We start from the raw sequence: 26588 nt of genomic DNA on the forward strand, positions 1-26588 counted from the left end.
CGTACCCCATGACGTCCACGGTGCCCAACGCCGTCCAGCACACCGACGCGGCCGCCCCGCCGATCACCATGTTCGGGCCGGACTTCCCGTACGCGTACGACGACTTCCTCGCCCACCCGGCGGGCCTCGGCCAGATACCGGCGACCGAGCACGGCCAGGAGGTCGCCGTCATCGGCGGCGGGCTCTCCGGCATCATCGCCGCGTACGAGCTGATGAAGATGGGCCTCAAGCCCGTCGTCTACGAGGCCGATCAGATCGGCGGCCGGCTGCGTACCGTCGGCTTCGACGGCTGCGACCCCTCGCTCACCGCCGAGATGGGCGCGATGCGCTTCCCGCCGTCCTCCACGGCGCTCCAGCACTACATCGACCTGGTGGGACTGGAGACCCGGCCCTTCCCCAACCCGCTCTCCCCGGCCACGCCCTCGACCGTCGTGGACCTCAAGGGCGAGTCGCACTACGCCGAGACCATCGACGACCTGCCGCAGGTCTACCGCGACGTGGCCGAGGCCTGGAACGCCTGTCTGGAGGAGGGCGCCGACTTCTCCGACATGAACCGGGCGCTGCGCGAGCGCGACGTCCCGCGCATCCGGGAGATCTGGTCGCAGCTCGTCGAGCGGCTCGACAACCAGACCTTCTACGGCTTCCTCTGCGAGTCCGACGCGTTCAAGTCCTTCCGGCACCGCGAGATCTTCGGCCAGGTCGGCTTCGGTACCGGCGGCTGGGACACCGACTTCCCCAACTCCATCCTGGAGATCCTGCGCGTCGTCTACACCGAGGCCGACGACCACCACCGCGGCATCGTCGGCGGCAGCCAGCAGCTTCCGCTGCGCCTGTGGGACCGCGAGCCGCAGAAGATCGTCCACTGGCCGCTCGGCACCTCGCTGGCCTCCCTGCACGACGGCGAGCCGCGCCCGGCCGTGACCCGGCTGACCCGTACCGCGGGCAACCGCATCACGGTCACCGACGCCACCGGCGACATCCGCACCTTCCGGGCCGCGGTCTTCACCGGCCAGTCCTGGCTGCTGCTCTCCAAGATCGACTGCGATGACGCGCTCTTCCCGATCGACCACTGGACGGCGATGGAGCGCACCCACTACATGGAGTCGTCCAAGCTGTTCGTCCCGGTCGACCGCCCGTTCTGGCTGGACAAGGACGCGACCACCGGCCGCGACACCATGTCGATGACGCTCACCGACCGGATGACCCGGGGGACGTACCTCCTGGACGACGGGCCGGACAAGCCCGCCGTCATCTGCCTCTCCTACACGTGGTGCGACGACAGCCTGAAGTGGCTGCCGCTCTCCCCGAAGGAGCGCATGGAGGTCATGCTCAAGTCGCTCGGCGAGATCTACCCGAACGTCGATGTCCGCAGCCACATCATCGGCAACCCGGTCACCGTCTCCTGGGAGAACGAGCCCTGGTTCATGGGTGCGTTCAAGGCGAACCTGCCCGGCCACTACCGCTACCAGCGGCGGCTGTTCACCCACTTCATGCAGGACAGGCTGCCCGCCGACAAGCGGGGCCTGTTCCTCGCGGGCGACGACATCTCCTGGACGGCCGGCTGGGCCGAGGGCGCCGTGCAGACCGCGCTGAACGCCGTGTGGGGCGTCATGCACCAGTTCGGCGGGGCGACCGACGGGACCAACCCCGGCCCCGGCGACGTCTTCGACGAGATCGCCCCGGTGGAGCTCCCGGAGGACTGAGCACGAAGGCTCCACACCGACGTGGGCGTCAGCGGCAGGGCGTGAGCAGGAAACGCGCCACCAGGCCCGCGCCCGCGTCGGTCCGCTGCCCGAACTCCTCGGCCAGCGCGGGGAATCCGCGCAGCCGCCACAGCACCCGGGCCGCCGACCAGGCCGCCTCGCGGGCCCGCTCCAGACTCCACGCACTCACCAGGTGCGTCACCGGATCCGCGATCTCCAGCAGCTCGGGACCCGGCATCAGATCGTCGTGGATCCGCTCCTCCAGCAACACGAGGAGATCGCCCACGCGCTCGAACTCCCCCTCCAGGTCCGGCGGAGCGCAGCCGAGCGTACGACAGGTGTCCACCACCGCCAGGACCAGGTCGTGCCCGACATGCGCCTGCAGACCGCTCAGCGCGAACTGCAGCGGGCGTACGCCGGGATGGCGGCGGAACTGGAGCAGCGGGCGCCAGCACTCCGGCGGCCGCCCGCCCGCCGTCGCCGTCTCCACGGCCGACAGATAGCGCTCCGCGCAGCGCACGCCCAGCAGGGCAGCGGCCTCCCGGTCGTCGAAGCCGCCCCTGCCGAGGTACGGATCCACCCGCTCGACGACGTCCAGATAGGCCTCGTTGAAGACCGCCACCCCGTCCCCGGACGGCCACCGGGAACGCAATTCCCGCATACGTTCGATCACCGGGGAGTCGGCTGTCGTCTGGTCGCCGCCCCTGCCCGGTACCGCGGACTGCTCGATCTGCGTCATGCGCGGAGCGTCCCAGCCATAGGCTCGGCACGGCGCCGACCGGCCGGAGGTTCATCGGAACGGACGAACAACGGTGCCGGAAAAGGGGATCGAGGAGTGCCGGGTTCACGCGCGCAACGCCGTATCGCACACCGGGAACGCCGACGTGCCACCCGCCGCCACGCCCTGCTGGCCGTCGCCTCGGCGGTCGTGGCGATCGGCGCCACCGCCGGGCTGATCGACGCGGGCCAGGACGACGGGCGCAACACCGCCCGCCCCGAACCCACGCCCCCGCCGGTCCTCCAGCCCCTCCCCGCCGTGCCGACGCCCACGGCCCCGTCAGCTACGGCGATCCCGCCCTCCGCGACCCCTGCCCCGGCCCCTTCGCGCTCGCGCACGGCGACCCGCCCCAGCGCCGCCCCCACGGCCACGCCCTCGCCCACCCGCCCGGCCACCCCCGCCGCGCCGCCCGGGGCCCGGCTGTTCCGGCACCCGCAGTCGCAGGTCCTGGACTGGGTACGGGCCCACCCCGACGACCCGCGCCGCCCGGTGATCGAGTCCCGGATCGCGGCGCAGCCCGCCGCCGTCTGGTTCGCCGTCCACAACCCGGGCGAGATAGCCGGACAGGTCCGCGCGGTCACCCGGGGCGCGGCCGCCGCCGGACGGACCCCGGTGCTCGTGCCGTACGCGATACCCGACCGGGACTGCGGCGGCGCGTCCCAGGGCGGCGCCCCGGACCTCGCGGCGTACGACGCGTGGATACGGGAGTTCGCCGAGGGGCTCGGCGCCGGCCCGGCGATCGTGATCCTGGAGCCGGACGCCATCGCCCTGTCCGACTGCCTCACCGCCCCGGAACGGGCCGCCCGCTTCGCCTCGCTGGCCCGCGCCGGACGCGCCCTGCGCACCGCGAACCCGCAGGCCAGGGTCTACTTCGACGGCGGCCACTCGGGCTGGCACACCCCCGCGAAACAGGCCGCCGCGCTCAGGGCCGCCGGGGCGGCCACCAGCGGCGACGGCATCTTCACCAACGTGTCGAACTTCCACCGCACCGCCGACGAGACCGCCTACGCCCGCCGGGTGCTCGCCGCGCTCGGCGGCCCGGCCGGCCTCGGCGCGGTCGTCGACACCAGCCGCAACGGCAACGGAGCGCCCGCCGCCGGTCAGTGGTGCGACCCGGAGGGCCGGGCACTGGGGCAGACCCCGACGACACGGACCGGCGAGGCCCGGATCGACGCCTACCTGTGGGTGAAGCTGCCGGGGGAGTCCGACGGCTGCTCGGGCGCGGCGGGCTCCTTCACCCCGGAGTACGCCTACGCCCTGGCCACCGGCTGAGCCACGGGCAGGCCCACCTGCTGAACGCGCCGGTCCGCTGCTCCGCGGACCCGGTGCACCGGCTGCTCCGGCTCACGGGCTTTCCGCCGCTGTGCCGTACTCCTTCGCGAGGGCCTCGCGGACGGCCGGGACGATGTCCTGGGCCCAGTGGCCGACCGTGACGTCGGGGTCCTCGTCGCCGGAGGGAAAGAGCGTGAAGCCCGACGCGCCGTGCTCCAGCACCGCACCGGTCAGCTCCTCGGTCCACTGGCCGACGGAACCGCCCACCCAGCGCCCGGCCCGGTCGCGCGGCGCGGCCGACGGCCGGTCGGTGATGCGTCCGGGAAGGTTGAAGACGGTCCGGATCTCGCCCGGATCGCGGCCCACGGCCGCCGCCGCCTCGTCGATGACGGGCCGCGACTCGCGGTAGCGCTCGCTGAGCCAGTCCGCCGCATGGCCCGGGATCCAGCCGTCGGCCACCCGGCCGGTGGCGGCCAGCGACTTGCGGCCCACCGACCCGGTCCACACGGGCGGCACCGCCACGGGTGCCGGTTCGATCGCGTCGATCCGGTAGTGCCGTCCTCGGTGCGTGACCGGCGCGCCGCCGCCGCCCAGCGACCTGATGAGCACGATCGCCTCCTCGAAGGCGTCCACGGCCTCGCCCGGCGAGAGCCGGTCCACGCCCAGGTCGGCGATCCGGTCCCACAGGCCGCCCGCGCCCATACCGAGCACGATGCGCCCGCCGGAGAGCGCCGACAGGGTCGTCACCGTCCTGGCCAGCATCGGAGCCGGCCGGGTCGGCAGATTGCTGACGTTGGCGATGCCCGCGATGTTCCGCGTCCGGCCGAGGACGAAGCCGATGGCGGCGTACGCGTCGAGGCGGTCGCCGAGGTAGGGATGGTCCGGCAGCGAGAAGTGGTCGAGGCCGTCGCGATCTGCCTGTTCCGTGGCCCGCAGCAGTCCGGGCACATCGTCGAAACCGGTCGGCGCACCGAAGCCGAAGACGACTCTCTGTACGGTCATGTTCCGTTCCCTTCCTTCGCCGAGCGTGCCCTTGCTCTGGATATGGTTCGTGATCCCAAAATTTGTCGCACCTCGTCCTGCATCTGTTCGCGGACGCGGGACGCCGGCACGACCTCACCCAGCAGCGGGCCGAGCTCCTGTGCGCCGTCCTCGTCCGTGGCCGGGCCCGGATGAACGAACTCGGCAAGGCCCTGCACCTGGAGAAGTCGAGCCTGAGCGGTCTGGTGGACCGCGCCGCGCGGCGGGGGCTGCTGATCCGCTCCCGGGACGAGAGCGACCGTCGCGGCTGCTGGGTGGAGCTGACCGAGGAGGGCACCCGCTTGGCGATGGGGACCCATGGCGAAGTGACGGCCGAACTGGACCGGATGGTCCGCGATCTCTCGCCCCGGGACCAGGCGCTGCTGACCGGCGACTCAGGACTTCTCGGGTCCCTCGGGTTCGGCGGCGTCCTCGTCGTACGCGGAGGTGCCCGAGTCCAGCAGCGGTTCCTGCGTCTTGAGATGGGCCGGGGCGAAGGCCCGCAGCACGTGGTAGCCGGTGATCACGACGATCGTGCCGAGCGCGATACCGCCCAGCTCGAAGTTGTCGGTGATCTTCAGGCTGACCCCGCCGACGCCGATGATGATGCCCGCGGCGGCCGGGACGAGGTTGAGCGGATTACGCAGGTCCACCCGGCCGTTGAGCCAGATCTGCGCGCCGAGCAGGCCGATCATCCCGTAAAGGATCACGGTGATCCCGCCGAGCACCCCGCCCGGGATCGCGGCGACGACCGCGCCGAACTTGGGGCACAGGCCGAAGAGCAGGGCGAAGCAGGCCGCCGCCCAGTACGCGGCCGTGGAGTAGACCCGGGTCGCGGCCATCACGCCGATGTTCTCGGAGTACGTGGTGTTGGGCGGCCCGCCCACGGCGGTGGAGAGCATCGACGCCGCACCGTCCGCCGCGATGGCGGTGCCGAGCTTGTCGTCCAGCGAGTCCCCGGTCATCTCGCCCACGGCCTTCACATGCCCGGCGTTCTCCGCGACCAACGCGATCACCACGGGCAGCGCCACCAGGATCGCGGACCACTCGAAGCTCGGCGCGTGGAAGGACGGCAGTCCGATCCAGTCGGCCGAGCCGACGGCGGACAGGTCGAGGCGCCAGTGGTCGACGGCCTCCGCGCCGCCCGCCGGAGAGTGGATCTTGCCGAACACCAGGTCCAGGACCCAGGACAGCACGTACCCGAAGACCAGCCCGAGGAAGATCGCGATCCGGGAGAGGAACCCGCGCAGGCACACCACGGCGAGGCCGGTGAACAGCATCACCGCGAGCGCTGTCCACTGGTCCTGCGGCCAGTACGTGGACGCGGTCACCGGCGCCAGGTTGAAGCCGATCAGCATCACGACCGCGCCCGTCACCACCGGCGGCATCGCCGCGTGGATGATCCGCGCACCGAACCGCTGCACGGCGAGACCCACGAGGAACAGGGCCACCGCGACCACGAACACCGCGCCCGTGATGGTGGCGACATCGCCGCCGCTCGCCCGGATCGTGGCCGCGACGCCGACGAAGGAGAGCGAGCAGCCCAGGTAGCTGGGCACCCGGCCCTTGGTCGCCAGCAGGAAGATCGCGGTCGCGACGCCGGACATCATGATCGCGAGGTTCGGGTCGAGGCCCATCAGGACCGGCGCGACGAACGACGCCCCGAACATCGCCACCACGTGCTGTGCGCCGAGTCCGAACGTACGGGGCCAGGAGAGCCGCTCGTCGGGGCGCACCACCGCCCCGGGCGCCGGTGTCTTCCCGTCGCCGTGCAAGGTCCAGCGCACGCCGAGGCTCATGGTTGCTCCCTGAAGGTCTGCTCGGTGTGCCGGCCGGTCCGCGATCCGGGCTTCGGTGTTCACCTGCGGAAAAGATCAGCGCCATGGTAGTGGTGCGGCGGACGGCGTCCACGCGGAGGTCACCCGCCGCGCGCCGCCGTACCGCGTTCCCGTCCTCGTACCGCTCGTGCGCCGCCCGTTTCCCGCCGCCGCGCACACGCCGTTCCTCTCGGCTCGGCTCGGCTCGGCTCGGCTCGGCTCGGCTCGGCTCGGCTCGGTCCGGCTCGGCCCGGGTCGGCCCGGGTCCGGCCCCGGTCAGCTTCCGGCCGCGCTCTTCGTCGTCGTACCGCCGCCGACCGCCGAGCCGGTGACCTTCCGGTCGGCCGACCGCAGCACCCCGGCGCCCAGCACCAGGCCGAAGGCCAGCACCGTCACCACGCCGAACGACACCACCAGCGAGGTCGCCTCGGCCAGCGAGCCGATCGCGGAGGGGGCGATGAGACCGGAGGTGTACGTGATGGTGGCGACGCCCGCGATGGCCTGGCTCGGGTTCGGTCCGCTGCGCCCCGCCGCGGCGAAGGCCAGCGGGACCACGACCGCCACGCCCAGGCCCAGCAGCCCGAAGCCGCACATCGCGGCCGCGGCGGAGGGCGAGAACACCACCAGCAGGCCGCCCGCGGTGGCCATCAGCCCACCGGTCCGCACCGTGCGGACCGCGCCGAACCGGTCGACGATCCGGTCCCCGGCGATCCGGGCCACCGCCATCATCAGGGCGAACGCCGTGGTGGACGCCGCCGCGAGACCGTCGGAGCTGTCCAGGACGTCCCGCAGGTAGACCGCCGACCAGTCCAGGCTCGCCCCTTCGGCGAACACCGCGCAGAATCCGACCGCCCCGATGATCAGGGCCGACTTCGGCGGCAGCGTGAAACGCGGCGGCGGCTCCTCCTCCGGACTGCTCTGGAGATCGAGGACGCCCTGGCACGCGATCAGCCCCAGCGCCGTGAGGACCAGAGCCGCGATGACGTGGTGCAGACGGGCGTCGGTACCGGTGTGAGCGGCGACCGTGCCCGCCGCCGAACCGATCAGCGCGCCCACACTCCACATGCCGTGCAGACCCGACATGATCGACTTGTCGAGACGGTTCTCCACCTCGACGCCCAGCGCGTTCATCGCGACATCGGACATCCCCGCCGTCGCCCCGTAGACGAAGAGCGCCGCGCACAACGTGACCAGGCTCGGTGCGAGGGCGGGCAGGATCAGCGCCACCGTCCACAGCGCCAGCAGCCCCCGCAGGGCGGTCCGCGCCCCGAACCGGTGGCTGATCCGGCCGGCCAGCGGCATCGCGATCGACGCGCCGATCGCCGGGAAGGCCAGCGCCAGTCCGAGCTGACCCGCGCTCACCCCGGCGTGATCCTGGATCCACGGCACCCGGGTCGCGAAGCTGCCGGTCACCGCCCCGTGCACGGTGAAGACCGCGGCGACGGCGATCCGCGCCCGTTTCACCTGGTCCGCGCTGTAGACCGTGACGGTCGAGTCGTTCGTCATGCCGTCGTGTCCCTCCCCTGGGAATTCTCGGATGCCCCGGCCGTCCCGGCGCTCCCCTGCGACGATGCGTGGCGTAAACTATCAGGAACCCTGCCTGATAAATAGTCGTTACTTCGTGCCCCGGAGAACGCCTCGGGGAACGCCCCGGAAGCGGCGCGGCGACGATCTGGAAGGATCCCGGTTATGCCCGCATCACCGAGCACGGCTCGGGCCATCAACGACCGGCTGGCCCTGCGGCTGCTCCAGCAGGACGGCCCGCTGACGGCCACCCAGCTCAAGACGCTGACCGGACTCTCCCGCCCCACCGTCGCCGACCTCGTCGAGCGGCTCCAGGGGGCCGGGCTGATCCGGGTCGTGGGCGAGTCCGGCGCCGTCCGCCGCGGACCCAACGCCCGGCTGTACGGGATCGTCGCCGACCGGGCCCACCTCGCGGCGCTCGACGTACGCCTCGGAAGCGTCGGCGTGGTCGTCACCGATCTGCTGGGGGCCACCCTCGCCGAGGGCTCCCTGCCCATCGGCAGCGACACCGGCACCGGACCGGCCGTCGAGCAGGCCGCCGCCCTGCTGGAGCGCACCGCCCGCGAAGCCGGATCCGTACCGCTGCACAGCGTCGGTGTCGGCGCGCCCGGGCTGATCGACCCCGTCACCGGCGAACTGCGCGACACCACCGGGCTGCCCGCCTGGCACCGGGGCCTGGTGCGGGAGCTCCAGCGGCGGCTGCCCGCCACCGTCCTGGTGGAGAACGAGACCAATCTCGCGGCCGTCGCGGAGCACCGGGAGGGCGCCGCCCACGACCGGGATACCTTCGTCCTGCTCTGGCTCGGCCAGGGGATCGGGGCCGCCGTGATGCTGGACGGCAAGCTGCGTCAGGGCGCGTCCGGCGGTGCGGGGGAGATCGGTTTCCTCCCCGTTCCCGGGGTGAGCGGGCTGCCCTCGGCGGTCAACTGCGAGGGCGGCTTCCACTCGCTGGCCGGCTCCGTCGCGCTCTGCGAACTCGCCGCCGGGCACGGGCTCGTGGAGCTCGGCGCGCCGACCGACGGCCGGGAGGAGGCGGCGGCCGTGGACGCGGTGCGGACCGCCCTGGAGGCGGGGGAGACCGGCGAGCCCTTCCTGAAGGAGCTGGCGGACCGCCTCGCCCTCGGCGCCGCCGCCGTCGTCTCGGTGCTCGACCCGGGCTGCGTCCTGCTCGCGGGGGCCGTCGGCCATGCGGGCGGGGCCGCGCTCGCCGCCCGGGTCGAGGAGCGGCTGGCCACGATGTCCCCGCTGCGCACCGAGGTCCGCGCTGGTTCGCTGGGCGACGGGGCCGTGCTGCGCGGTGCGCTGATCACCGCGCGGGACGCGGCGCAGGACGCGCTGTTCGCACCGGAGGGCTGACCGCCCCCCCCGCGAGGATCCCGCTGACCCGCTGACCCGCTGACCCGCTGACCCGCTGACCCGCTGACCCGCAGGTGGCCGGTTCGCGCGGGCTCAGGCCGGGTGGCGGTGGCGGCGGTCGAGGAACTCCTCGAACGTCACGGTCCCCACGGCGTGTTCGGGTGACAGATGATCGCCGCGCCGGTAGCCCGCGTACGCCTTGCCCGCCAGCCGGACCGGCACCACCCGCCGCCTGCGGCCGGTGGCCCGCAGGAACGCCCCGGCGAGGTCGGTCAGCTCACGGACCTCGGGGCCGCCCAGGTCGGGCACCCGGCCCGCCGGACCGCCGAGCGCCAGGGCCGTGAGCCGGTCGGCGACCTCGCCGCTGTCGACCGGCTGGAGCGACACGCCCGCGGGCACCGGCAGCACGGGCAGTTTCGCCGCGCCGGACAGGATGCGCAGGGCCAGGTCGTGGAACTGCGTGGTCCGCAGGATCGTCGAGCCGAGCCCGGAGTTCTCGATCATCTGCTCGACCCGGTGCTTGACCGTGTAGTAGCCCAGCGGCAGCCGGTCCACGCCGACGATCGAGATGTAGAGAAGGTGCGGCGTCCCGGCCCGCTCCGCCGCGTCGAGGAGGAACCCCGCCGCCCGGTCGTCGCCGCCGCGCGGGGTGGTGGCGCAGTGGACGATCACGTCCGCCCCCTCGACCGCCGCGTCCAGCCCCTTGCCGTCGCGCAGATCGACGGCGTACGAGGGGGAGCGCCGGCTGAGCCCGCGGACGTCGGCCCCCTCGGCGCGCAGCCGCTCCGCGACCTGCCGGCCGAGGGTTCCGGTGGCGCCGGTGACCAGAATCGTCGTCATGGGGCCAGCCTGCCAGAACAGGGTTCGGTGCGCCGGAATGCCTCCGGGGCCTGTCCGGCGGTCACGGGAGGGACCGCCCGGCGGTCACAGGACGGATCGCCGGGCGGTCGATGGAGGGATCAGCAGGCGCCGAGGTCCTTCCAGGCGCCCCACTCGGTGGATCCGGGCGTCTCGCCCTTCGTCCACCACGAGGCCTTCCACTCGTGGCCGCCGTGGCTGACGGTGGAGCCGCCGCCGTACTCGGTGGCCGCGTCCCAGGCCGCGGCCGAGCAGTCGCCGCCCGGCTCGGTCGGGGTCGGGGTCGGCGTCGGCGTCGGGCCGGTCGGGTCCGGGGTCGGCGTGGGGCCGGTCCCGGTGCCGGGCTCGACCACGGTGGTGCCGCGGGCCAGGTCACCGGCGAGGGAGTAGGACTTCCCGTCGAAGGTCACGGTCCAGTTCGACGGGGTGGAGGTGGGCAGGTAGTAGACGAAGTCCAGCTCCACCGAGTCGCCGGGGGCCAGGGTCTGCCAGGCCGGGAGCTTCAGCGAGACGCGGTTGTAGTCGCCCTTGAGGCCGCCGATGTTGTCGGCCGCCGTGTGGTCGCTGCGGATGATCGTCGTACCGAAGCCGGACTGGTCCTTGGCGTTGGCCGGGGCGGAGGAGGAGTAGTCGAACTGGAACTCCGTACCGCCCGGCAGGGTCGCCTGGGTCCGGTTGGTGATCTTCAGCTTGGGGCTGATCGGGTAGTTGGAGTCGCCCAGCGGGAACTGCCCGAAGGAGACGTCGATGTCCAGCGCCTCGGTCGGCAGGTCGATCGTGGAGCGCTTCGCGCCGTACGGGGCCGCCGACTTGAACGCGTCGTACATCGCGGTCGTCAGCGTGGAGCCGGTCTCGTACTGCCCCTTTGCCTCGTTCCACCGGTAGTCGCCCGCCAGTTCCCAGATCATCGTGCCGCCGATGCCCTGGTCCACGACGTAGTCGGCCTTGGCCTTCACCGACTGCTCGTCCTCGGTGGAGAGGAACACCTTCTTCTGGGCGTTCCACAGCCACGGGGCGACCAGCGTGGAGTCGTACTTACGGGCGTACGTGCCGGTCAGCTGGGTGTCCGCGGGGAAGCCGTAGTCGGTGACGTAGTCCCCGACGATGCCCTTCTCCAGGTTCTTCGCGTGCCACATCGGGTTGGAACCGGCGGGCGATTCCTTGCCGTTGGTGTCCTTGTCGTGCCAGAGGTTGTCGATGCCGACCGCGCCGTCACCGCACGTGGTCAGACCCGCGCCCGCCGGGCATTCGGTCGTGGCCGCCTTGCCCCACAGGCCGTCGGTGCCGCCCTCGACGTTCTTGAAGCCGCGGGTGTAGTACGGCAGGCCGATGTTGATCCGGCCGGCCGGCATGGAGCCGCGGAAGTAGTGGTAGGCCCAGTCGGTGTTGAGGTAGCCGGTGCCGCCGTACTGCGAGGTGGAGTACACGCCCGCCTGCGCCAGTTCGGCGTCCTTGCCGTCGTCGAACAGGGAGGCGTTCGGGCCGACGTACTCGTTCCAGGCGCCGTGCAGGTCGTAGGACATGATGTTGACGTAGTCCAGGTACTTCTGCATCTGGTACGTCTCCATGCCCCGCAGCAGATAGCCGGAGGAGGGGGCGGCGACGGTCAGCAGGTAGTGCTTGCCGTCGGCCTCGCCCGCGCGGTCGAGCTTCTCGCGCAGCGTCTTCATCAGGGCGTCGTAGCCCTGGACCAGCCCGGCGCGGCGGCCGTTGGACAGCGCGTGGTCCAGCGGGTTGCCCGCGTCCTTCATCGTGGTCGCGTACTCGTAGTCGATGTCGACGCCGTTGAAGCCGTACTTCTTGATGAAGTCGACGGCCGAGTCGGCGAAGGTGTTGATGCCCGTCTGGTTGACCGAGCCGTCGGCGTTGGTCGCCATCGAGTAGAAGCCGCCCGAGTCGACCCGCTCGCCGTCGGGGCCGAAGTAGCCGCCCGTCTCGGCCCAACCGCCCACGGAGACCAGGGTCTTCACATTCGGGTGCAGCTTCTTGTACTTCGTCAACAGGTTGAAGTGCCCCTTGTAGGGGAGCGCCGGGTCCATCTCCGCGCCCTCGACACCGGGCCAGGTCATACCGGTGGAGGCGTTGTCGGCGCTGTCGGGGCCGACCGAAAGCTTGTTGGACCCGTCGACGTGCGCGAAGGCGTAGTTGAGGTGCGTGACCTTGTCCCACGGGATGTCCGGGACGAGGTAGGCGTCCTTGCCGTCCTTGCCGGTACGCCAGTTGGTGAAGTAACCGATGACGCGCCGCTGGTGGTCGGCGCCCATCTTCTCGCGGCCGTCGGCGTCGTAGACGGAGCAGTAGGGGACATCGACGCCGGGGGTCTGGTACAGCCCGTCGGGTCGACAGGAGGTCTGGTCGGCGGCGGCCGACGGACCTGCGGCGAGTGAGCTCAGCAGCAGTCCGGCGACGGCGGCGCCGGCGGCGAGCAGCGTGGCTCTCGCTCGGGTGGGGGACAGCATGTGGTCGTTCCTCCTGGGGAGGTCGGCAGAACACAACTGGCAAAGGGGTGGGTCGTGTCGGGGTCCTGGTGTGCGCACACCGCCGGACCGAACCTCGGAGGTGACGCAGAGATTAAGAGGACTAGACCAGTGCGTCAATAGGTCTGGACCTTTAACGGTCAACTTTTCCGATGGTCCGCCGATGACTACGTTGTCGACTTCGCGCCGACCGGAACGCGCCAGGGATCTGCCGCGCTCGCTGTGACCCAGCCCACATCACTCACCCGCATGGCCGCGAGACGTCCGTGGCAGACTGGTTTCGTACCAATAGCAGCGCACTCCGGGGTCGGTGCAATTCCGAACCGGCGGTTACAGTCCGCGACCCGTCCGCAGCCAGCGGCCGGTTGACCAGGTGAAATTCCTGGACCGACGGTGAAAGTCCGGATGGGAGGCAGTGCGCGGCGGTTTGTCATCGGTACGCCGCCGTCGGCGGACGCATGGCCGGGAATCTCCCGGGACTCCGTGCGTTCCTGGCGTTCCCGTCCGCGGGTTTTCGGCGTTTCCCCTGATGAGCCGCTTCATCTGTCGTCATCGACAGGCCCCGGAGTCCGTGCCCGAAGAGGCAGGAGGACCCGGTGGACACCGCAGCCGACATCACCGCCATGCGCCGAGCGATCACGCTCGCAGCGCGCGGTCTCGGCTCCACCAGCCCCAATCCGGTCGTCGGCTGCGTCATCACCGACGCCGCCGGAGCCCTGGCCGGCGAAGGCTTCCACCAGCGCGCCGGAGGGCCGCACGCCGAGGTCCACGCCCTGCGCGCGGCCGGCGAGCGGGCCCGCGGCGGCACCGCCTACGTCACCCTCGAACCCTGTAACCACACCGGCCGCACCGGCCCCTGCGCCCAGGCCCTCCTCACCGCCGGGATCAGCCGTGTCGTGTACGCGGTCGGCGACCCGAACCCGCAGGCCACCGGGGGTGGCGACACCCTGCGCCGGGCCGGGGTCCGGGCCGAGCAGGGCCTCCTCGCCGAGGAGGCCGAGGCGGGCAACGCCGCCTGGCTGACCTCGGTGCGCCTCGGCCGGCCGTACGTCCTGTGGAAGTACGCCGCCACCCTCGACGGCCGGATCGCCGCCGCCGACGCCACCAGCCGCTGGATCACCTCGCCCGAGGCCCGCGCGGACGTCCACCGGCTGCGCGCCGAGGCCGACGCCGTGCTCGTCGGCTCCGGCACCGCCCGCACCGACGACCCCCAGCTGGGCGTACGCGGCATCGACGGCGCCACCCAGCCGCTGCGGGTCGTCGTCGACACCGGCGCCACCGCCGTGAAGCCCGGCGCCCGGGTCCTGGACGACACCGCGCCCACCCTGGTCGCCGTCGCCGACGACGCCCCGGCCGACCACCTCCCCGAGACCGCCGTCCTGCGCCTGCCCCGCTCCGCCACCGGACGCGGCCTGGACCTCGACGCCCTCCTCGTCGCCCTGCACGAGCGCGGCGTCCTCTCCGTACTCCTCGAAGGCGGCCCCACCCTCGCCGGTGCGTTCGTCGCCGCGGGAAAGGTCGACAAGGTCGTCGGCTATCTCGCCCCGGTCCTGCTCGGCGCGGGCCCCGCCGCCCTCGCCGACGCCGGAATCACCACCATCTCCCGGGCGTTGCGCCTCGATGTGACCGAGACCGTGCGGATCGGCCCCGATCTGCGCGTCACGGCCGTCCCCGCCGTCCCCGCCCCTGCTCGGAAGGGAAACTGAGTGTTCACCGGAATTGTCGAAGAACTGGGTGAGGTCACCGCCGTCGAGCGGCTGGCGGATGCCTCCCGCTTCCGGCTGCGCGGCCCCGTCGTCACCGAGGGCGCCAAGCACGGCGACTCCATCGCGGTGAACGGCGTCTGCCTCACCGTCGTGGACACCGGCGACGGCGAGTTCACCGCCGACGTGATGGCCGAGACCCTGAAGCGCTCCAGCCTCGGCGCGCTCACCACCGGCTCCCGGGTCAACCTGGAACGCCCGATGGCGCTCGGCGGCCGGCTCGGCGGACACCTCGTCCAGGGCCACGTGGACGGCACCGGCACCATCGTCGAGCGCACCCCCTCCGAGCACTGGGAGCTCGTCAAGGTCTCCCTGCCGCCCGAGCTGACCCGTTACGTCGTGGAGAAGGGCTCCATCACCGTCGACGGCGTGAGCCTCACCGTCGTGGACGCGGAGGCCGACCACTTCACCATCAGCCTCATCCCCACCACCCTCGACCTGACCACGCTCGGCCACAAGCAGCCCGGCGACCCGGTCAACCTGGAGGTGGACGTCCTCGCCAAGTACGTCGAGCGGCTGCTCGGGGACCGGGCCGGGCAGGACCCGCGATGAACGCCGTCTCCTGGCTCAACTCCGAGGCCTTCACCGTGTTCGGCCAGCACATCAAGTGGGCCGACATGATCGGCAACCTCATCGGCCTGGCAGCCCTGGCCCTCGGCTGGCGACGCTCCATCTGGACCTGGCCCGCCCAGCTGCTCGCCGGCGCCATCCTCTTCACCGCGTTCGCCTCCGCGCACCTCTCCGGCAGCGCGGGCAAGCAGCTGGTCGTCATCGTCGTCGCCCTGTGGGGCTGGTGGTCCTGGAACCGGGGCAGGCAGCAGGCGCAGGACGGCTCCATCGCCGTCCGCTTCGCCACCTGGCGCGAGCGCGGCGTGCTGGTCGGCGCCGCCGCCATCGGCACCCTCGCCGTCGGCGGCCTGTTCACCGCCTTCCCGTCGCTGTCCTGGGACCCGTGGCCGGACGCGTACATCTTCGTCGGCACCGTCGTCGCGATGTACGCCCAGGCCCGCGGCATGGTCGAGTTCTGGTTCGCCTGGCTGCTGGTCGACCTCGTCGGCGTCCCGCTGAACTTCGCCAACGGCTTCGCCTTCTCCGGCTTCGTCTACATCATCTACGGCGCCCTCGTCCTGTGGGGCATGCGCGACTGGTGGCTGCGTACGCGGACACCCGCTCTGGAAGGAGCCACGGCATGACTGCTCAGCCCACCTGGCTGCACCCCGGCCACGACCCGCTCGCCCAGGACCTCTCCCTGGACCCCGTCGAGCAGGCCATCCGTGACATCGCCGCCGGCCGGCCCGTCGTCGTCGTGGACGACGAGGACCGCGAGAACGAGGGCGACCTCGTCATCGCCGCCGAGAAGGCCACCCCGGAGATCGTCGCTTTCATGATGAGCGAGTGCCGCGGCCTGATCTGCGCGCCCATGGAGAGCGACGAGCTGGAACGTCTCGACCTCCCGCAGATGGTCGCCGACAACACCGAGTCGATGCAGACCGCCTTCACCGTCTCCGTCGACGCCTCCGCCGCCCACGGCGTCACCACCGGCATCTCCGCCGCCGACCGCGCCACCACCCTGCGGATGCTCGCGGGCGGCGTCGCCGGACCCGGCGACTTCGTCCGGCCCGGCCACATCTTCCCGCTGCGCGCCCGCTCCGGCGGCGTCCTCGTCCGCAACGGCCACACCGAGGCCGCCGTCGATCTCGCCCGGCTCGCCGGGCTCCGCCCCGCCGGGGCCATCGTCGAGATCGCCGGCGAGGACGGCGTCATGCTGCGGCTGCCCGAGCTGGTGCCCTTCGCCCGCAAGCACGGCCTGACGATCATCTCCATCGAGGACCTGATCGCCTACCGCCGCAGCAACGAGCCGACCGTCCACCGCGAGGCCGAGACCCGGCTGCCCACCGCGTTCGGCGACTTCACCGCGTACGGCTACCGCTCCAGCGTCGACGGCGTCGAGCACGTCGCCCTGGTCCACGGCGAGATCGGCGACGGCGAGGACGTCCTCGTCCGGATCCACTCCGAGTGCCTGACCGGCGACATCTTCCAGTCCCAGCGCTGCGACTGCGGCCCCCAGCTGCACGCCTCCATGCGGCGCATCACCGAAGCGGGCCGGGGCGTCGTCGTCTATCTGCGCGGTCACGAGGGGCGCGGCATCGGCCTGCTCTCCAAGCTGCGCGCGTACGAACTCCAGGAGCGCGGCGTGGACACCCTCGACGCCAACCTGGAGCTCGGCCTGCCCGCCGACGCCCGCGACTACGCGGCGGGCGCGCAGATCCTCGCGGACCTCGGCGTCACCAGCCTGCGGCTGATGACCAACAACCCCGAGAAGACCGCGGCCGTCGTCCGCCACGGCCTCGCCGTCACCGGCCGGGAACCCATGCCCGTCCAGGCCGGCGAGCACAATCTGCGCTACCTGCGCACCAAGCGCGACCGCATGGGCCACGACCTGCCCTGGCTCGACGCCCCCGCGTCGACCTGCGCCAACCAGTAACGCGAACCACCGAACAGCACATCACCAGCATCAGGAGAGACATGAGCGGCAAGGGTGCACCCGAACTGTCCGTACGCAACTGCGGCGACCTGCGCGTGGCCGTGATCGCGGCCCAGTGGCACGAGAAGGTCATGGACGGCCTCGTCGACGGCGCCCTGCGCGCCCTGCACGAGCTGGGCATCGACGAGCCGACCCTGCTCCGCGTCCCCGGCTCCTTCGAGCTGCCCGTCGTCGCCAAGGTGCTCGCCGGACGCGGCTACGACGCGATCGTCGCCCTCGGCGTGATCATCCGGGGTGGCACCCCCCACTTCGAGTACGTCTCCCAGGGCGTCACCCTCGGCCTCACCCAGGTCACCGTCGACACCGGTGTTCCCGTCGGCTTCGGCGTACTGACCTGCGACACCGAGGAGCAGGCACTCGACCGGGCGGGCATCGAAGGGTCCAACGAGGACAAGGGGCACGAAGCGGTCACCGCCGCCGTGGCCACCGCCGCCACGCTGCGGACCGTCAGCGAACCCTGGCGCTGAGTGCCGCCCGGCGACCCCGTATTCTGAGGACCATCATGGCGAACAAAACCTTCGAAGAGCTCTTCACCGAGCTCCAGCTCAAGGCCGCCGAAGGCGACCCCGCAACCTCCCGCACCGCCGAACTGGTGGACAAGGGCGTGCATGCCATCGGCAAGAAGGTCGTCGAGGAGGCCGCCGAGGTCTGGATGGCCGCCGAGTACGAGGGCAAGGAAGCCGCCGCCGAGGAGATCTCCCAGCTGCTGTACCACGTCCAGGTGATGATGGTCGCCCGCGGGATCTCGCTCGACGACGTCTACGCCCATCTCTGAGCAGGTCCGAGCACCGCACGCCCCCGTCCCTTTCCCTTTCTCTCCTCCGCACGAAGGAAGCTGACCTCATGCTGCGCATCGCCGTCCCCAACAAGGGTTCACTCTCCGGGCCTGCGATGGCGATGCTCCATGAGGCCGGCTACCAGCAGCGCAAGGAGTCCAAGGAACTGGTCCTGGTCGACCCGGAGAACGAGGTCGAGTTCTTCTACCTCCGCCCCCGCGACATCGCGATCTACGTCAGCTCCGGCAAGCTCGACATCGGCATCACCGGCCGCGACCTGCTGCTGGACTCCGGCGCCGACTCCGAGGAGATCCTCCAGCTCGGCTTCGCCCGCTCCACCTTCCGCTACGCCACCAAGCCCGGCACCGCGGCGGGCCCGCAGGACTTCGACGGCATGACGATCGCCACCTCCTACGAGGGCATCGTCGCCAACCACCTCGACCGGGCGGGCGTCAAGGCCTCCGTCGTCCACCTCGACGGTGCGGTCGAGACCGCCATCGAGCTCGGCGTCGCCCAGATCATCGCCGACGTGGTCGAGACCGGCACCAGCCTGCGCAACGCCGGACTGGAAGTGATCGGCGAGCCCATCATGACCTCCGAGGCCGTCGTCATCCGGCGCAACGGCGCCCCCGCCGACGACCCCAAGGTGCAGCAGTTCCTCCGCCGCCTCCAGGGCGTCCTGGTCGCCCGGTCCTACGTGATGATGGACTACGACTGCCGCGTCGAGCACCTCGAGCGCGCCGTCGCCCTCACCCCGGGCCTGGAGTCGCCGACCATCTCCCCGCTGCACCACGAGGGCTGGGTCGCCGTCCGCTCCATGGTCGCCGCCAAGGAGGCCCAGCGGATCATGGACGACCTGTACGAGCTCGGCGCCCGCGCCATCCTCACCACGGCCATCCACGCCTGCCGCCTCTGACGGCCCCGGCCCCGGCCACCCCGCACCCCCCGAGAGAAGACCCCGATGTCCGCGCCCAGGCCCGAACTCCCCACCCTGCCGGTCACCTTTCGGCCCACCCTCACCCGGGTGGTCCTGCTGAGCGTGGGCCTGGCGATGTTCCTCGTCATCACGGTCATCGCCCTGATGCTGGAGCGGCTCAACCCGGGGGAGCGGGCCAGCTTCATCTTCGTCGCGGCACTCTTCTTCGGCGTCCTGGCCCTGCTCAGCAGGCCCCGGGTCACCGCCGACGACACCGGGGTCACCGTCGTCAACCTCACCCGGTCCCGCAGGCTGGCGTGGGAGGAGATCCTCCGCGTCAACCTGCGCTCCGGCGACCCCTGGGTCTTCCTCGACCTCAGCGACGGCACGAGCCTGCCCGCCCTCGGCATCCAGCCCGGTCTGGCCAAGCAGCAGGCCATCCGTGACGCCCGCGCCCTGCGCGACCTCGCCGAGTCGCACGCCGCCGGAAGCGACGGCACTCCCGGAAGCGACGACACCCCCGGCAACGGCTGAGCCCCCGCCCGGCGCGGGGCCTTCTTGTCTACTCTGGTGGGCGGCGGCGCCCCGCGCGCCCCGCCCCGCCCGTTCCACGGCCCCACCCCGGGCCCGCGGGGCTTTCCTGCGACCCAAGGAGTGACTCCCTCCAGCAATGGACGGATCGTCCGGTAATACCTGCGCCGCCCCTTCCCCGGAGGCGGCGGCCTCATGACCACCCCCCTGCTGCTCCTCGGTGCGGCCTTTCTCCTCATCCTCGCCAACGGATTCTTCGTGGCAGCCGAATTCGGGCTCGTCACCGTGGACCGGCCCGACGCCGAACGCGCCGCCGCCGAGGGCGACCGACGGGCCCGTACCGTCGTCGAAGCCCTGCGCGAACTCTCCTTCCAGCTCTCCGGCACCCAGCTCGGCATCACCATCACCTCCCTGGTGGTGGGCATGCTCGCCGAACCGGCCCTCGCCCAGCTGCTCGCCGGACCCCTCACCGCCACCGGACTGCCCGCGGGGGCCGTCCCGGGCGTCGGCGTCGTCGTCGGGATGCTGCTGGCCTCGGCCGTGCAGATGGTCGTCGGCGAACTCGTGCCCAAGAACTGGGCGGTCTCCCGGCCGCTCCAGGTGGCCCGCTTCGTCGCCGGACCGCAAGCCCGCTTCGCGGGTCTCCTGCGGCCGGTGATCACCCTCCTCAACGCCCTGGCCAACCGGCTGGTGCGGCTCCTGGGCGTCGAGCCCACCGACGAACTGGCCTCCGCCCGCACCCCGGGCGAACTGGTCTCCCTGGCCCGGCACTCCGCCGAGGCCGGCGCCCTGGAACAGGACACCGCCGACCTCTTCGTCCGGACCCTCTCGCTGGCCGGCCTCACCGCCCAGCACGTCATGACCCCCCGGGTGAAGGTCAGTGCCCTGCACTCCTCCGCGACCGCCGAGGACGTCCTCAACCTCACCCGCGCCACCGGCCTCTCCCGCTTCCCGGTCTACCGGGACCGCATCGACGAGGTCATCGGCATGGTCCACCTCAAGGACGCCCTCGCCGTCCCCGCCCCCGAGCGCCTGCGCACCCCGGCCGGACGGATCGCCGTCCCCCCGCTCCTGGTGCCGGAGACCCTGCCCGTGGAACCGCTGCTGCGGCGGCTGCGCCACGAACAGCCCATAGCCGTGGTGGTCGACGAGTACGGCGGCACCGCCGGCGTCGTCACCCTGGAGGACATCATCGAGGAGCTCGTCGGCGAGGTCCGCGACGAGCACGACGCCGAGGGCGAGGGCCGCCCCGAACTGACCGCCGCCGTCGGCGAGGACGGCCGCCCGGTGTGGGACGCCGAGGGCAGCTGCCGGGTCCACACCCTGCGCCGGAACGGCCTGGACGTGCCCGAGGGGCCGTACGAGACCGTCGCCGGGCTCGTCGCCGGCCTGCTGGGCCGCATCCCCGCCCCCGGCGACCGGGCCGAGCTCCCCGGCTGGCGGATCTCCGTCCGCCAGGTCGGCCACTACCGCGCCGAACGGGTCCGCTTCACCCGGACGCCCGACCCGCTGCCGGAGACGGCCGCACGGGGCCTGCTGGAGGCCGCGCGATGAGCATGCTCCAACTCCTCCTCGCCGCCCTCCTGGTGCTGGCGAACGGCTTCTTCGTCGGCGCCGAGTTCGCCCTCGTCTCCGTCCGCCGCAGCCAGATCGAACCACTGGCCGCCCAGGGTTCCGGCCGGGCCCGCACGGTCCTGCACGGCCTGGAGAACCTGCCGCAGATGATGGCCGCCGCCCAGTTCGGCATCACCGTCTGCTCCCTCACCCTCGGAGCCGTCGCCGAACCGACCGTCGCCCGTCTCCTGGAGCCGGTCTTCCACGCGGCGCACCTCCCCGACGGGCTCGTCCACCCGCTCGGCTTCGCCCTCGCGCTCCTGTCCGTGGTCGTCCTGCACCTGGTCATCGGCGAGATGGTCCCGAAGAACCTCGCGATGGCCGCGCCCGAGCGGACCGCGCTCTGGCTCAGCCCCGGCCTGGTCGCCTTCGCCCGGCTCTGCCGCCCGGTCACCACCGCGCTCGGCGCCTGCGCCGGGCTGGTGCTGCGGCTGTTCGGCGTCGAGCCGAAGGACGAGGTGGAGGCCGTCTTCACCAGCGAGCAGCTCAACCGGCTCGTGGAGGACTCCGGCCAGGCCGGTCTCCTCGGACCGGAGGCGGCCGAACGCCTGGAGGACGCCCTCGAACTGGGCAGCAGGCCCGTCACCGACGTCCTGCTGGAGCGGGCGTCGCTCGTCACGGTCGACCCGTCCGTGACCCCGCGCCGGATCGAGGAGCTGACGGTGCGCACCGGCTTCTCCCGCTTCCCGGTCTGCGCGGACGGCGGCGGCCCTTTCATGGGCTACCTGCACGTCAAGGACGTCCTGGAGGTGGAGGACGCCGACCGGGCGGTCCCGCAGCAGATCTGGCGCCCGATGGCGACCGTACGGGCCGAACTCCCGCTGGACGACGCCCTGACCGTGATGCGCCGCGCCGCGACGCACCTGGCGCAGGTCGCGGACGGATCGGGCCGGATCCTCGGCCTGGTCGCCATGGAGGACGTCCTGGAGACGCTGGTGGGGGAGGTGCGCGACCCGGCCCACCGGACGGTGTCGGTGCCCCGCCGCACGGTGGACGTGCCGAAGACGCCGGAGCTCCCGGCGCCCGGGGCCCTGGTCCACTGACGTGAGGTGACATCGTGCCGGGAGCCGACGCTCCCGGCACGGTGTCACCCCGCGCCCGGCTCCTGCTTCCCCCGGCCCACCGGCCCGCGCCCCGACAGCACCTCGCCGTACGCCTGCATCAGGTCCGGTAGCCGCAGCGTGGAGAGGTCCTGACGGGTCAGCTCGCCCGGATAGCCGGAGAGCCGCAGATCACGGTAGGCGCAGCTCTTCTCGTACAGCGTCCGCAGGAACCGGCCGTTGCCCAGCTCGTCGATCCAGCCCTGGTCCACCACATGGCCGCTGATGGAGCGCAGCTCGTCCACCGCCTCCTCGTCCCACACGTCGTCGTTCTCGGCGGCCAGGACGCTGCCGATCGCGGTGAGTTCGAGCGGCCGGTAGCTGGGGAAGTCGACCCGGCTGGTGAAGCGGGAGGAAAGGCCCGGGTTGGTGGCGAGCAGCCGGTCCATCCCCTCGGGGTAGCCCGCGAGGATGACGACGAGATGGTCCCGGTTGTCCTCGGCCCGCTTGAGGAGGACCTGGAGCGCCTCGTCGCCGTACGCGTCGCCCTTGCTGTAACCGGAGTTGGCCAGGCTGTACGCCTCGTCGACGAACAGCACCCCGCCCAGCGCCGAGTCGATCAGCTCATTGGCCTTGACCGCCGTCTGCCCCAGGAACTCACCCACCAGATCGGACCGTTGCGCCTCGACCAGATGATCGCCGCCGAGCAGCCCGAGGGCGTAGAAGACCCGGCCCAGGATGCGCGCCACGGTGGTCTTGCCGGTGCCGGAGGGGCCGGAGAAGACGAAGTGGCGCTTCGGCGGCTGGACGGGCAGGCCCTGCTCGGCCCGCAGCCGGGCCATGTTCAACTGTGCCGAGAGCGCTTTGACCTGCCGCTTCACCGGATCGAGTCCGACCATGCGCTCCAGCTGCGCCAGCGCCTCGGCCAGCAGGGCGGGATCGCTGGGCCCGGCGGGGAAGGGCGGCGGCTTCCGGGTCCTGGTGCGGCGGGCGCCCTCGACGGGCGGCGGCGGACCGGGGGCCGGGTCGTCGCCGAGCAGCCCCGCCTCGCCCACCGGCCAGGACTCGCGCCCGTCCACCAGATCGGTGCCGAGCAGCGCGTCGCTCTCCGGCAGCGGCTCCGCCCCCGCGCCCCCCGAACCGAAACCGGTCAGGGTCACGGCGGCCAGATCCGCCGATTCGTCGTACCCGTCGCCCTCGGAAATCGCGGCGAGCCGGGCGGAGGTGTCCATGAAGGCCGGGTCGACCCGGTGCACCGCCCGGTACAGCGGCAGGGCGGCCGCACTGCGCCCGGTGCCCTCGTGGGCCCGCGCCAGCCAGTAGCGCAGCTCCTTGCGCTGCGGCTGCTCGCTGCGGCAGCGCATCAGCGCGGCCGACAGCAGCGGCTCCGCCTGCCCGAACATCTCCAGCCGTACGCGGGCCATCCCGCCGAACAGACCCGCCTCGATGCCCAGCATCGGATCGTCCACGAGCTGCTCCGTGCAGCGCACCAACTGCTCCCAGTCCTTGACCAGATACGAGCGGCAGGCGTGCAGGAACCGCACCTGCGGATCCGCGTCCACCGGCGGCAGCCCCGCCAACGCCCGGTCCAGCTCGGGCACATGGCGTCCGTCCAGCCAGTGCGAGGCGTGCGCCAGCAGCAGATCGCGCTGACTCTCCAGCACCGGCTGCACCCACCAGCCCAGCCAGTACCAGGAGTTGAGCGTACGTCGGTGGCGTGCGCGCTGTTCGCCGAAGCGGTCGCGGTGCCGGTACATGCGTAACAGGGCTGTGGTGGTGTCGATGCGCAGCGCGTGGAGGCCGAGCCAGCCGTCCGCCATGCCGGGATCGAACCGCACCGCGGCTCTGAATTCCTCCTCCGCCTGCGGGTAGGCGCCCATCGTGTAGGCGTCCATGCCACGCAGCCAGGCGAGGTCGGCAGGGGCGCCAGCGCCCTGTGTGCCGATGTCCATCAGGTCCCCCACAAACCGTGCCCCCAGGATGTCCCGCCCGCACAGCATGCCCACCTGAGCGTGCTGAATCACGGCGCGGAGGAAGGGAATTGACCACACCGAGCTGCATCGTACCTGCGCACGGGGGAGGCGACCGCTCGATGACGGACCTTCGGGACGGTGACCCAGGGTGAGTGAATCGCTCTGCGTGGTCGCCGGTCCGGGGGCGGGAGCACAGAACGAAGCCCCCGATCACGGGGGAACAACCGGGGGCTTCGCGTCTGCGGGGGCTCCGAAAAGCCGCACAATGAGAACGTAAGACCAGTAAGGCCCCCCGGTCAAGCAGAGTTGAGGCTGTTCCGGGCCGAATTCCGACTGCTCAGTATGGCGGGACGTCCTGGCTACCGTGCGTGACGGATTGGTTCGCTCCCGCTGTCGCGCGAGGCCCCGGGAGCCACGCGTACCCCTCGGGCAACTGGCGTACCAGCGCGTCGGCGTACGGCCGTGAGGGATCTTCGGCGAAATGCCGCTCCTCGGCGAGCGTCCACCCGTCCCAGAACCCGGTGAGCCCGGCCCCGTCCCGGCGCCGGCCCCGCTCCCAGGACGTCTCCCGGTCCAGCTCCATCCAGCACAGCGCCGCCAGCCACGGGCGCACCTCCCGGCGTCCCGCACCGACCCCCTCCACCAGCACCACCGGGGCCGGCTCCAGCACCCGCGCCGGGCCGAAGCGGCGCTCCGTCCAGTCGTACGGGGTATAGCGGGCGGCCTCGCCGCGCGAGAGCGGCAGGATCACCTGCTCCAGCAGCCGCCCCGGCCAGCCGAACAGCTCCTCGTGCGTGGCGAGATCGTCCAGATGGAGGACCGGCGCACCGCCCAGCGCCGCCGCGAGACGGGCGGCGAAGGTGCTCTTGCCCGAACCGGCGTGCCCGTCGACCGCGACGAGCCGGACCGGCCCGCAGGAAGGGGGCAGTGAGCAGAGGTCATCGGCGTGGCGGGCCAGGTCGTCCATGGCTCCAGGGTACGTTCCGGCACGAAAGCGTCCCGGAACCGCCGCAGGTCACGCCAGTGGTCCAGACCCATATTGGTCCGGCGACGACTGCCGAACCGCTGGCCCGATCCGGCCCGGACCCGGGATAGTTGGCGCACCGAACGGCATCCGCAGACCACCTTCCGCATCCGACCGGGGGTCACGACCATGACCAGTCCGACTTCGCGCAGAACCGTTCTGACCGCCGCGCTCGCGGCGGCGGCAGCCGCCGGCACGGTGGCCTCCGCCCCGTCCGCGACGGCCGCCGCACCCTCGTCCGCCGGCCCCTCCGCCGCCCCGAAGGCCCTCGTGGACAACCGCTTCTGGCACACCTACACCGACTGGCGCTGCGGCACGGGCGACGGCACCCGGGTACTCCCCGGCGCCCGCCCCGGCCTGGTGATCGCCGGCCCGGCCGGCCGCATCGACCACACGGACCCCCACACCGGCACGACGGCCGCCTGGGACTACGCCACCTGGACCTCCTCCGTCCACCACTCCGCCGTCCCCGCCACCGAGGTGATCGCCTCCTGGAACGCCCGTACCCCGGCAGGCACCTGGATCCAGGTCGAGCTGAGCGGCGCCTACGCGGACGGCACGGAGACCCCCTGGTTCGTGATGGGCCGCTGGGCGTCGGGCGACGGCGACATCCGCCGTACGTCCGTCGACGGCCAGGGCGACCCGCACAGCTCCGTATGGACGGACACGCTCGCGGTGGACGACCCGGCGAGCGGCGTACGCCTCGTCTCCTACCGGCTGCGCCTCACCCTCCACCGCGCCCCCGGCAGCGGCCTCACCCCGACCGTCTGGCGGGTCGGCGCGATGGCCTCCGACGTGCCCGACCGCTTCACGGTCCCCGCGACCACCCCCGCCCACGCCCGCGAACTCCCCGTGCCCCGCTACTCGCAGAACGTCCACATCGGGCAGTACCCCGAGTACGACAACGGCGGCGAGGCGTGGTGCAGCCCCACCTCCTCGCAGATGATCATCGAGTACTGGGGCCGGAAGCCCACCGCCGAGGACCTCGCCTGGGTCAAGCCCGGCCTGCCCGACCCCCAGGTCTGCCACGCCGCCCGCCACACCTACGACTACCAGTACGAGGGCTGCGGCAACTGGCCGTTCAACGCCGCCTACGCCGCCACGTACCGCGACCTGAACGCCGTCGTCACCCGGCTCGGCTCGCTCACCGACGTGGAGCGGCTCGTCCGCGCCGGAATCCCCGTCATCACCTCCCAGTCCTTCCTGGCCGAGGAGCTGACCGGCGCCGGATACGGCACGGCCGGCCACCTGATGACGGTCATCGGCTTCACCCCCGAGGGCGACGTCATCGCCAACGACCCCGCGTCGCCCGACAACGACGCGGTACGCCGGGTCTACCTACGGCGCGAATGGGAGAACATCTGGCTGCGCACCAAGAGGTACGACGCGAACGGCCAGGTCAGAAGCGGCACGGGCGGGGTGTGTTACGTCTACTGGCCGGCCCGGCCGACGCCGTCCCAGCAGCGGGTCCTGCGGTCGCTCGGCCTGGTGTGAGCAGGCCCGGTTCCGCGGCCGTCCCGACGGCCTGATGGTCGCGACCCGGCCGGGCCGAGCCACGGCCGCACGACGGCGCACCGCTGCGTCCCGGCCGGGACCGCCCC

General features: G+C 72.2%; 22 protein-coding genes, 1 pseudogene and 1 riboswitch. Of the genes and pseudogenes, 15 read left to right on the forward strand and 8 right to left on the reverse strand.

The window, feature by feature from the left end; translation table 11 throughout:
- The first annotated feature begins 8 nt into the window (after positions 1 to 8).
- The gene (locus ACIQPT_RS31030) at positions 9 to 1703 is read left to right on the forward strand and encodes a flavin monoamine oxidase family protein (RefSeq protein WP_401160676.1); all 1695 of its coding nucleotides are present in this window, start codon (positions 9 to 11) and stop codon (positions 1701 to 1703) included.
- Between the two features lie 28 nt (positions 1704 to 1731).
- Here the strand turns inward: ACIQPT_RS31030 and ACIQPT_RS31035 are convergent, their stop codons facing one another.
- Positions 1732 to 2442 (reverse strand): DUF5995 family protein, encoded by a 711-nt coding sequence (locus tag ACIQPT_RS31035; protein WP_401160678.1) that lies wholly within the window; start codon positions 2440 to 2442, stop codon positions 1732 to 1734.
- Positions 2443 to 2538: 96 nt separating this feature from the next.
- Here ACIQPT_RS31035 and ACIQPT_RS31040 point away from each other — a divergent pair, with 96 nt between their 5' ends.
- Positions 2539 to 3753, forward strand: a complete 1215-nt coding sequence (locus tag ACIQPT_RS31040; RefSeq protein ID WP_401160680.1) for a glycoside hydrolase family 6 protein — start codon at positions 2539 to 2541, stop codon at positions 3751 to 3753.
- 72 nt (positions 3754 to 3825) lie between these two features.
- On the opposite strand, the gene ACIQPT_RS31045 is transcribed toward ACIQPT_RS31040, so the two are convergent.
- The gene (locus tag ACIQPT_RS31045; RefSeq protein ID WP_401160682.1) at positions 3826 to 4755 is read right to left on the reverse strand and encodes an LLM class flavin-dependent oxidoreductase; all 930 of its coding nucleotides are present in this window, start codon (positions 4753 to 4755) and stop codon (positions 3826 to 3828) included.
- A 62-nt stretch (positions 4756 to 4817) separates the two neighbouring features.
- On the opposite strand from ACIQPT_RS31045, the pseudogene ACIQPT_RS31050 reads away from it, so the two are divergent.
- Positions 4818 to 5027, forward strand: a pseudogene (locus ACIQPT_RS31050) (MarR family transcriptional regulator); the annotation flags it as partial.
- Between the two features lie 141 nt (positions 5028 to 5168).
- On the opposite strand, the gene ACIQPT_RS31055 reads toward ACIQPT_RS31050, so the two are convergent.
- Together ACIQPT_RS31055 and ACIQPT_RS31060 are read right to left on the reverse strand one after the other, a co-directional pair.
- Positions 5169 to 6572, reverse strand: coding sequence for a uracil-xanthine permease family protein (locus tag ACIQPT_RS31055; protein ID WP_401160684.1), 1404 nt, complete (start codon positions 6570 to 6572; stop codon positions 5169 to 5171).
- Between the two features lie 294 nt (positions 6573 to 6866).
- Entirely contained in the window at positions 6867 to 8096 is a 1230-nt protein-coding gene (locus ACIQPT_RS31060; RefSeq protein WP_401160686.1) for an MFS transporter, read from the reverse strand.
- A 183-nt stretch (positions 8097 to 8279) separates the two neighbouring features.
- Here ACIQPT_RS31060 and ACIQPT_RS31065 point away from each other — a divergent pair, with 183 nt between their 5' ends.
- Positions 8280 to 9470 (forward strand): ROK family protein, encoded by a 1191-nt coding sequence (locus ACIQPT_RS31065; protein ID WP_401160688.1) that lies wholly within the window; start codon positions 8280 to 8282, stop codon positions 9468 to 9470.
- 93 nt (positions 9471 to 9563) lie between these two features.
- Here ACIQPT_RS31065 and ACIQPT_RS31070 read toward each other — a convergent pair whose 3' ends face one another.
- Both ACIQPT_RS31070 and ACIQPT_RS31075 read right to left on the reverse strand, forming a co-directional pair.
- On the reverse strand, positions 9564 to 10310 hold the full coding sequence (locus ACIQPT_RS31070) for an SDR family oxidoreductase (RefSeq protein WP_401160690.1): 747 nt from the start codon (positions 10308 to 10310) through the stop codon (positions 9564 to 9566).
- A 119-nt stretch (positions 10311 to 10429) separates the two neighbouring features.
- Positions 10430 to 12787, reverse strand: coding sequence for a chitinase C-terminal domain-containing protein (locus tag ACIQPT_RS31075; RefSeq protein WP_401160691.1), 2358 nt, complete (start codon positions 12785 to 12787; stop codon positions 10430 to 10432).
- Positions 12788 to 13097: 310 nt separating this feature from the next.
- Positions 13098 to 13228, forward strand: a riboswitch (FMN riboswitch).
- A gap of 173 nt (positions 13229 to 13401) precedes the next feature.
- Between ACIQPT_RS31075 and ribD the strand changes: the two genes are divergently transcribed.
- The 10 genes from ribD (at position 13402) to ACIQPT_RS31125 (ending at position 21993) form a co-directional block, all read left to right on the forward strand.
- On the forward strand, positions 13402 to 14511 hold the full coding sequence (ribD, locus tag ACIQPT_RS31080; RefSeq protein WP_401160693.1) for a bifunctional diaminohydroxyphosphoribosylaminopyrimidine deaminase/5-amino-6-(5-phosphoribosylamino)uracil reductase RibD: 1110 nt from the start codon (positions 13402 to 13404) through the stop codon (positions 14509 to 14511).
- Positions 14512 to 15120: a riboflavin synthase gene (locus ACIQPT_RS31085; protein WP_401160695.1), complete on the forward strand. Its 609-nt coding sequence runs from the start codon at positions 14512 to 14514 to the stop codon at positions 15118 to 15120.
- Positions 15117 to 15761, forward strand: a complete 645-nt coding sequence (locus ACIQPT_RS31090) for a nicotinamide riboside transporter PnuC (RefSeq protein ID WP_401160697.1) — start codon at positions 15117 to 15119, stop codon at positions 15759 to 15761. The genes ACIQPT_RS31085 and ACIQPT_RS31090 overlap by 4 nt, the downstream gene beginning before the upstream one ends.
- On the forward strand, positions 15758 to 17053 hold the full coding sequence (locus tag ACIQPT_RS31095; RefSeq protein ID WP_401160699.1) for a bifunctional 3,4-dihydroxy-2-butanone-4-phosphate synthase/GTP cyclohydrolase II: 1296 nt from the start codon (positions 15758 to 15760) through the stop codon (positions 17051 to 17053). The genes ACIQPT_RS31090 and ACIQPT_RS31095 overlap by 4 nt, the downstream gene beginning before the upstream one ends.
- 41 nt (positions 17054 to 17094) lie before the next feature.
- Positions 17095 to 17580, forward strand: a complete 486-nt coding sequence (gene ribH / locus ACIQPT_RS31100; RefSeq protein ID WP_401160701.1) for a 6,7-dimethyl-8-ribityllumazine synthase — start codon at positions 17095 to 17097, stop codon at positions 17578 to 17580.
- Positions 17581 to 17615: 35 nt separating this feature from the next.
- Positions 17616 to 17888, forward strand: coding sequence for a phosphoribosyl-ATP diphosphatase (locus ACIQPT_RS31105; RefSeq protein WP_003970410.1), 273 nt, complete (start codon positions 17616 to 17618; stop codon positions 17886 to 17888).
- Positions 17889 to 17956: 68 nt separating this feature from the next.
- Positions 17957 to 18805, forward strand: coding sequence for an ATP phosphoribosyltransferase (gene hisG / locus ACIQPT_RS31110; RefSeq protein ID WP_401160703.1), 849 nt, complete (start codon positions 17957 to 17959; stop codon positions 18803 to 18805).
- Positions 18806 to 18850: 45 nt separating this feature from the next.
- Positions 18851 to 19339 carry a PH domain-containing protein gene (locus ACIQPT_RS31115; protein WP_401160705.1) on the forward strand — a complete coding sequence of 163 codons (489 nt, stop codon included), beginning with the start codon at positions 18851 to 18853 and terminating at the stop codon, positions 19337 to 19339.
- A 192-nt stretch (positions 19340 to 19531) separates the two neighbouring features.
- Complete coding sequence (locus ACIQPT_RS31120) at positions 19532 to 20890, forward strand: hemolysin family protein (RefSeq protein WP_401160707.1); 1359 nt, start codon at positions 19532 to 19534, stop codon at positions 20888 to 20890.
- A complete protein-coding gene (locus tag ACIQPT_RS31125; RefSeq protein ID WP_401160709.1) occupies positions 20887 to 21993 on the forward strand; it encodes a hemolysin family protein in 1107 nt (368 codons plus the stop codon). Before ACIQPT_RS31120 ends, ACIQPT_RS31125 begins: the two co-directional genes overlap by 4 nt.
- A gap of 44 nt (positions 21994 to 22037) precedes the next feature.
- Here the strand turns inward: ACIQPT_RS31125 and ACIQPT_RS31130 are convergent, their stop codons facing one another.
- Both ACIQPT_RS31130 and ACIQPT_RS31135 read right to left on the reverse strand, forming a co-directional pair.
- On the reverse strand, positions 22038 to 23942 hold the full coding sequence (locus tag ACIQPT_RS31130; protein WP_401160733.1) for an AAA family ATPase: 1905 nt from the start codon (positions 23940 to 23942) through the stop codon (positions 22038 to 22040).
- Positions 23943 to 24300: 358 nt separating this feature from the next.
- A complete protein-coding gene (locus ACIQPT_RS31135; protein WP_401160711.1) occupies positions 24301 to 24930 on the reverse strand; it encodes a uridine kinase in 630 nt (209 codons plus the stop codon).
- A 186-nt stretch (positions 24931 to 25116) separates the two neighbouring features.
- Here ACIQPT_RS31135 and ACIQPT_RS31140 point away from each other — a divergent pair, with 186 nt between their 5' ends.
- Positions 25117 to 26481 (forward strand): peptidase C39 family protein, encoded by a 1365-nt coding sequence (locus ACIQPT_RS31140; protein ID WP_401160713.1) that lies wholly within the window; start codon positions 25117 to 25119, stop codon positions 26479 to 26481.
- Positions 26482 to 26588 lie beyond the last annotated feature (107 nt).

The organism is Streptomyces sp. NPDC091289 (genome assembly GCF_044757365.1).
GTDB lineage: Bacteria > Actinomycetota > Actinomycetes > Streptomycetales > Streptomycetaceae > Streptomyces.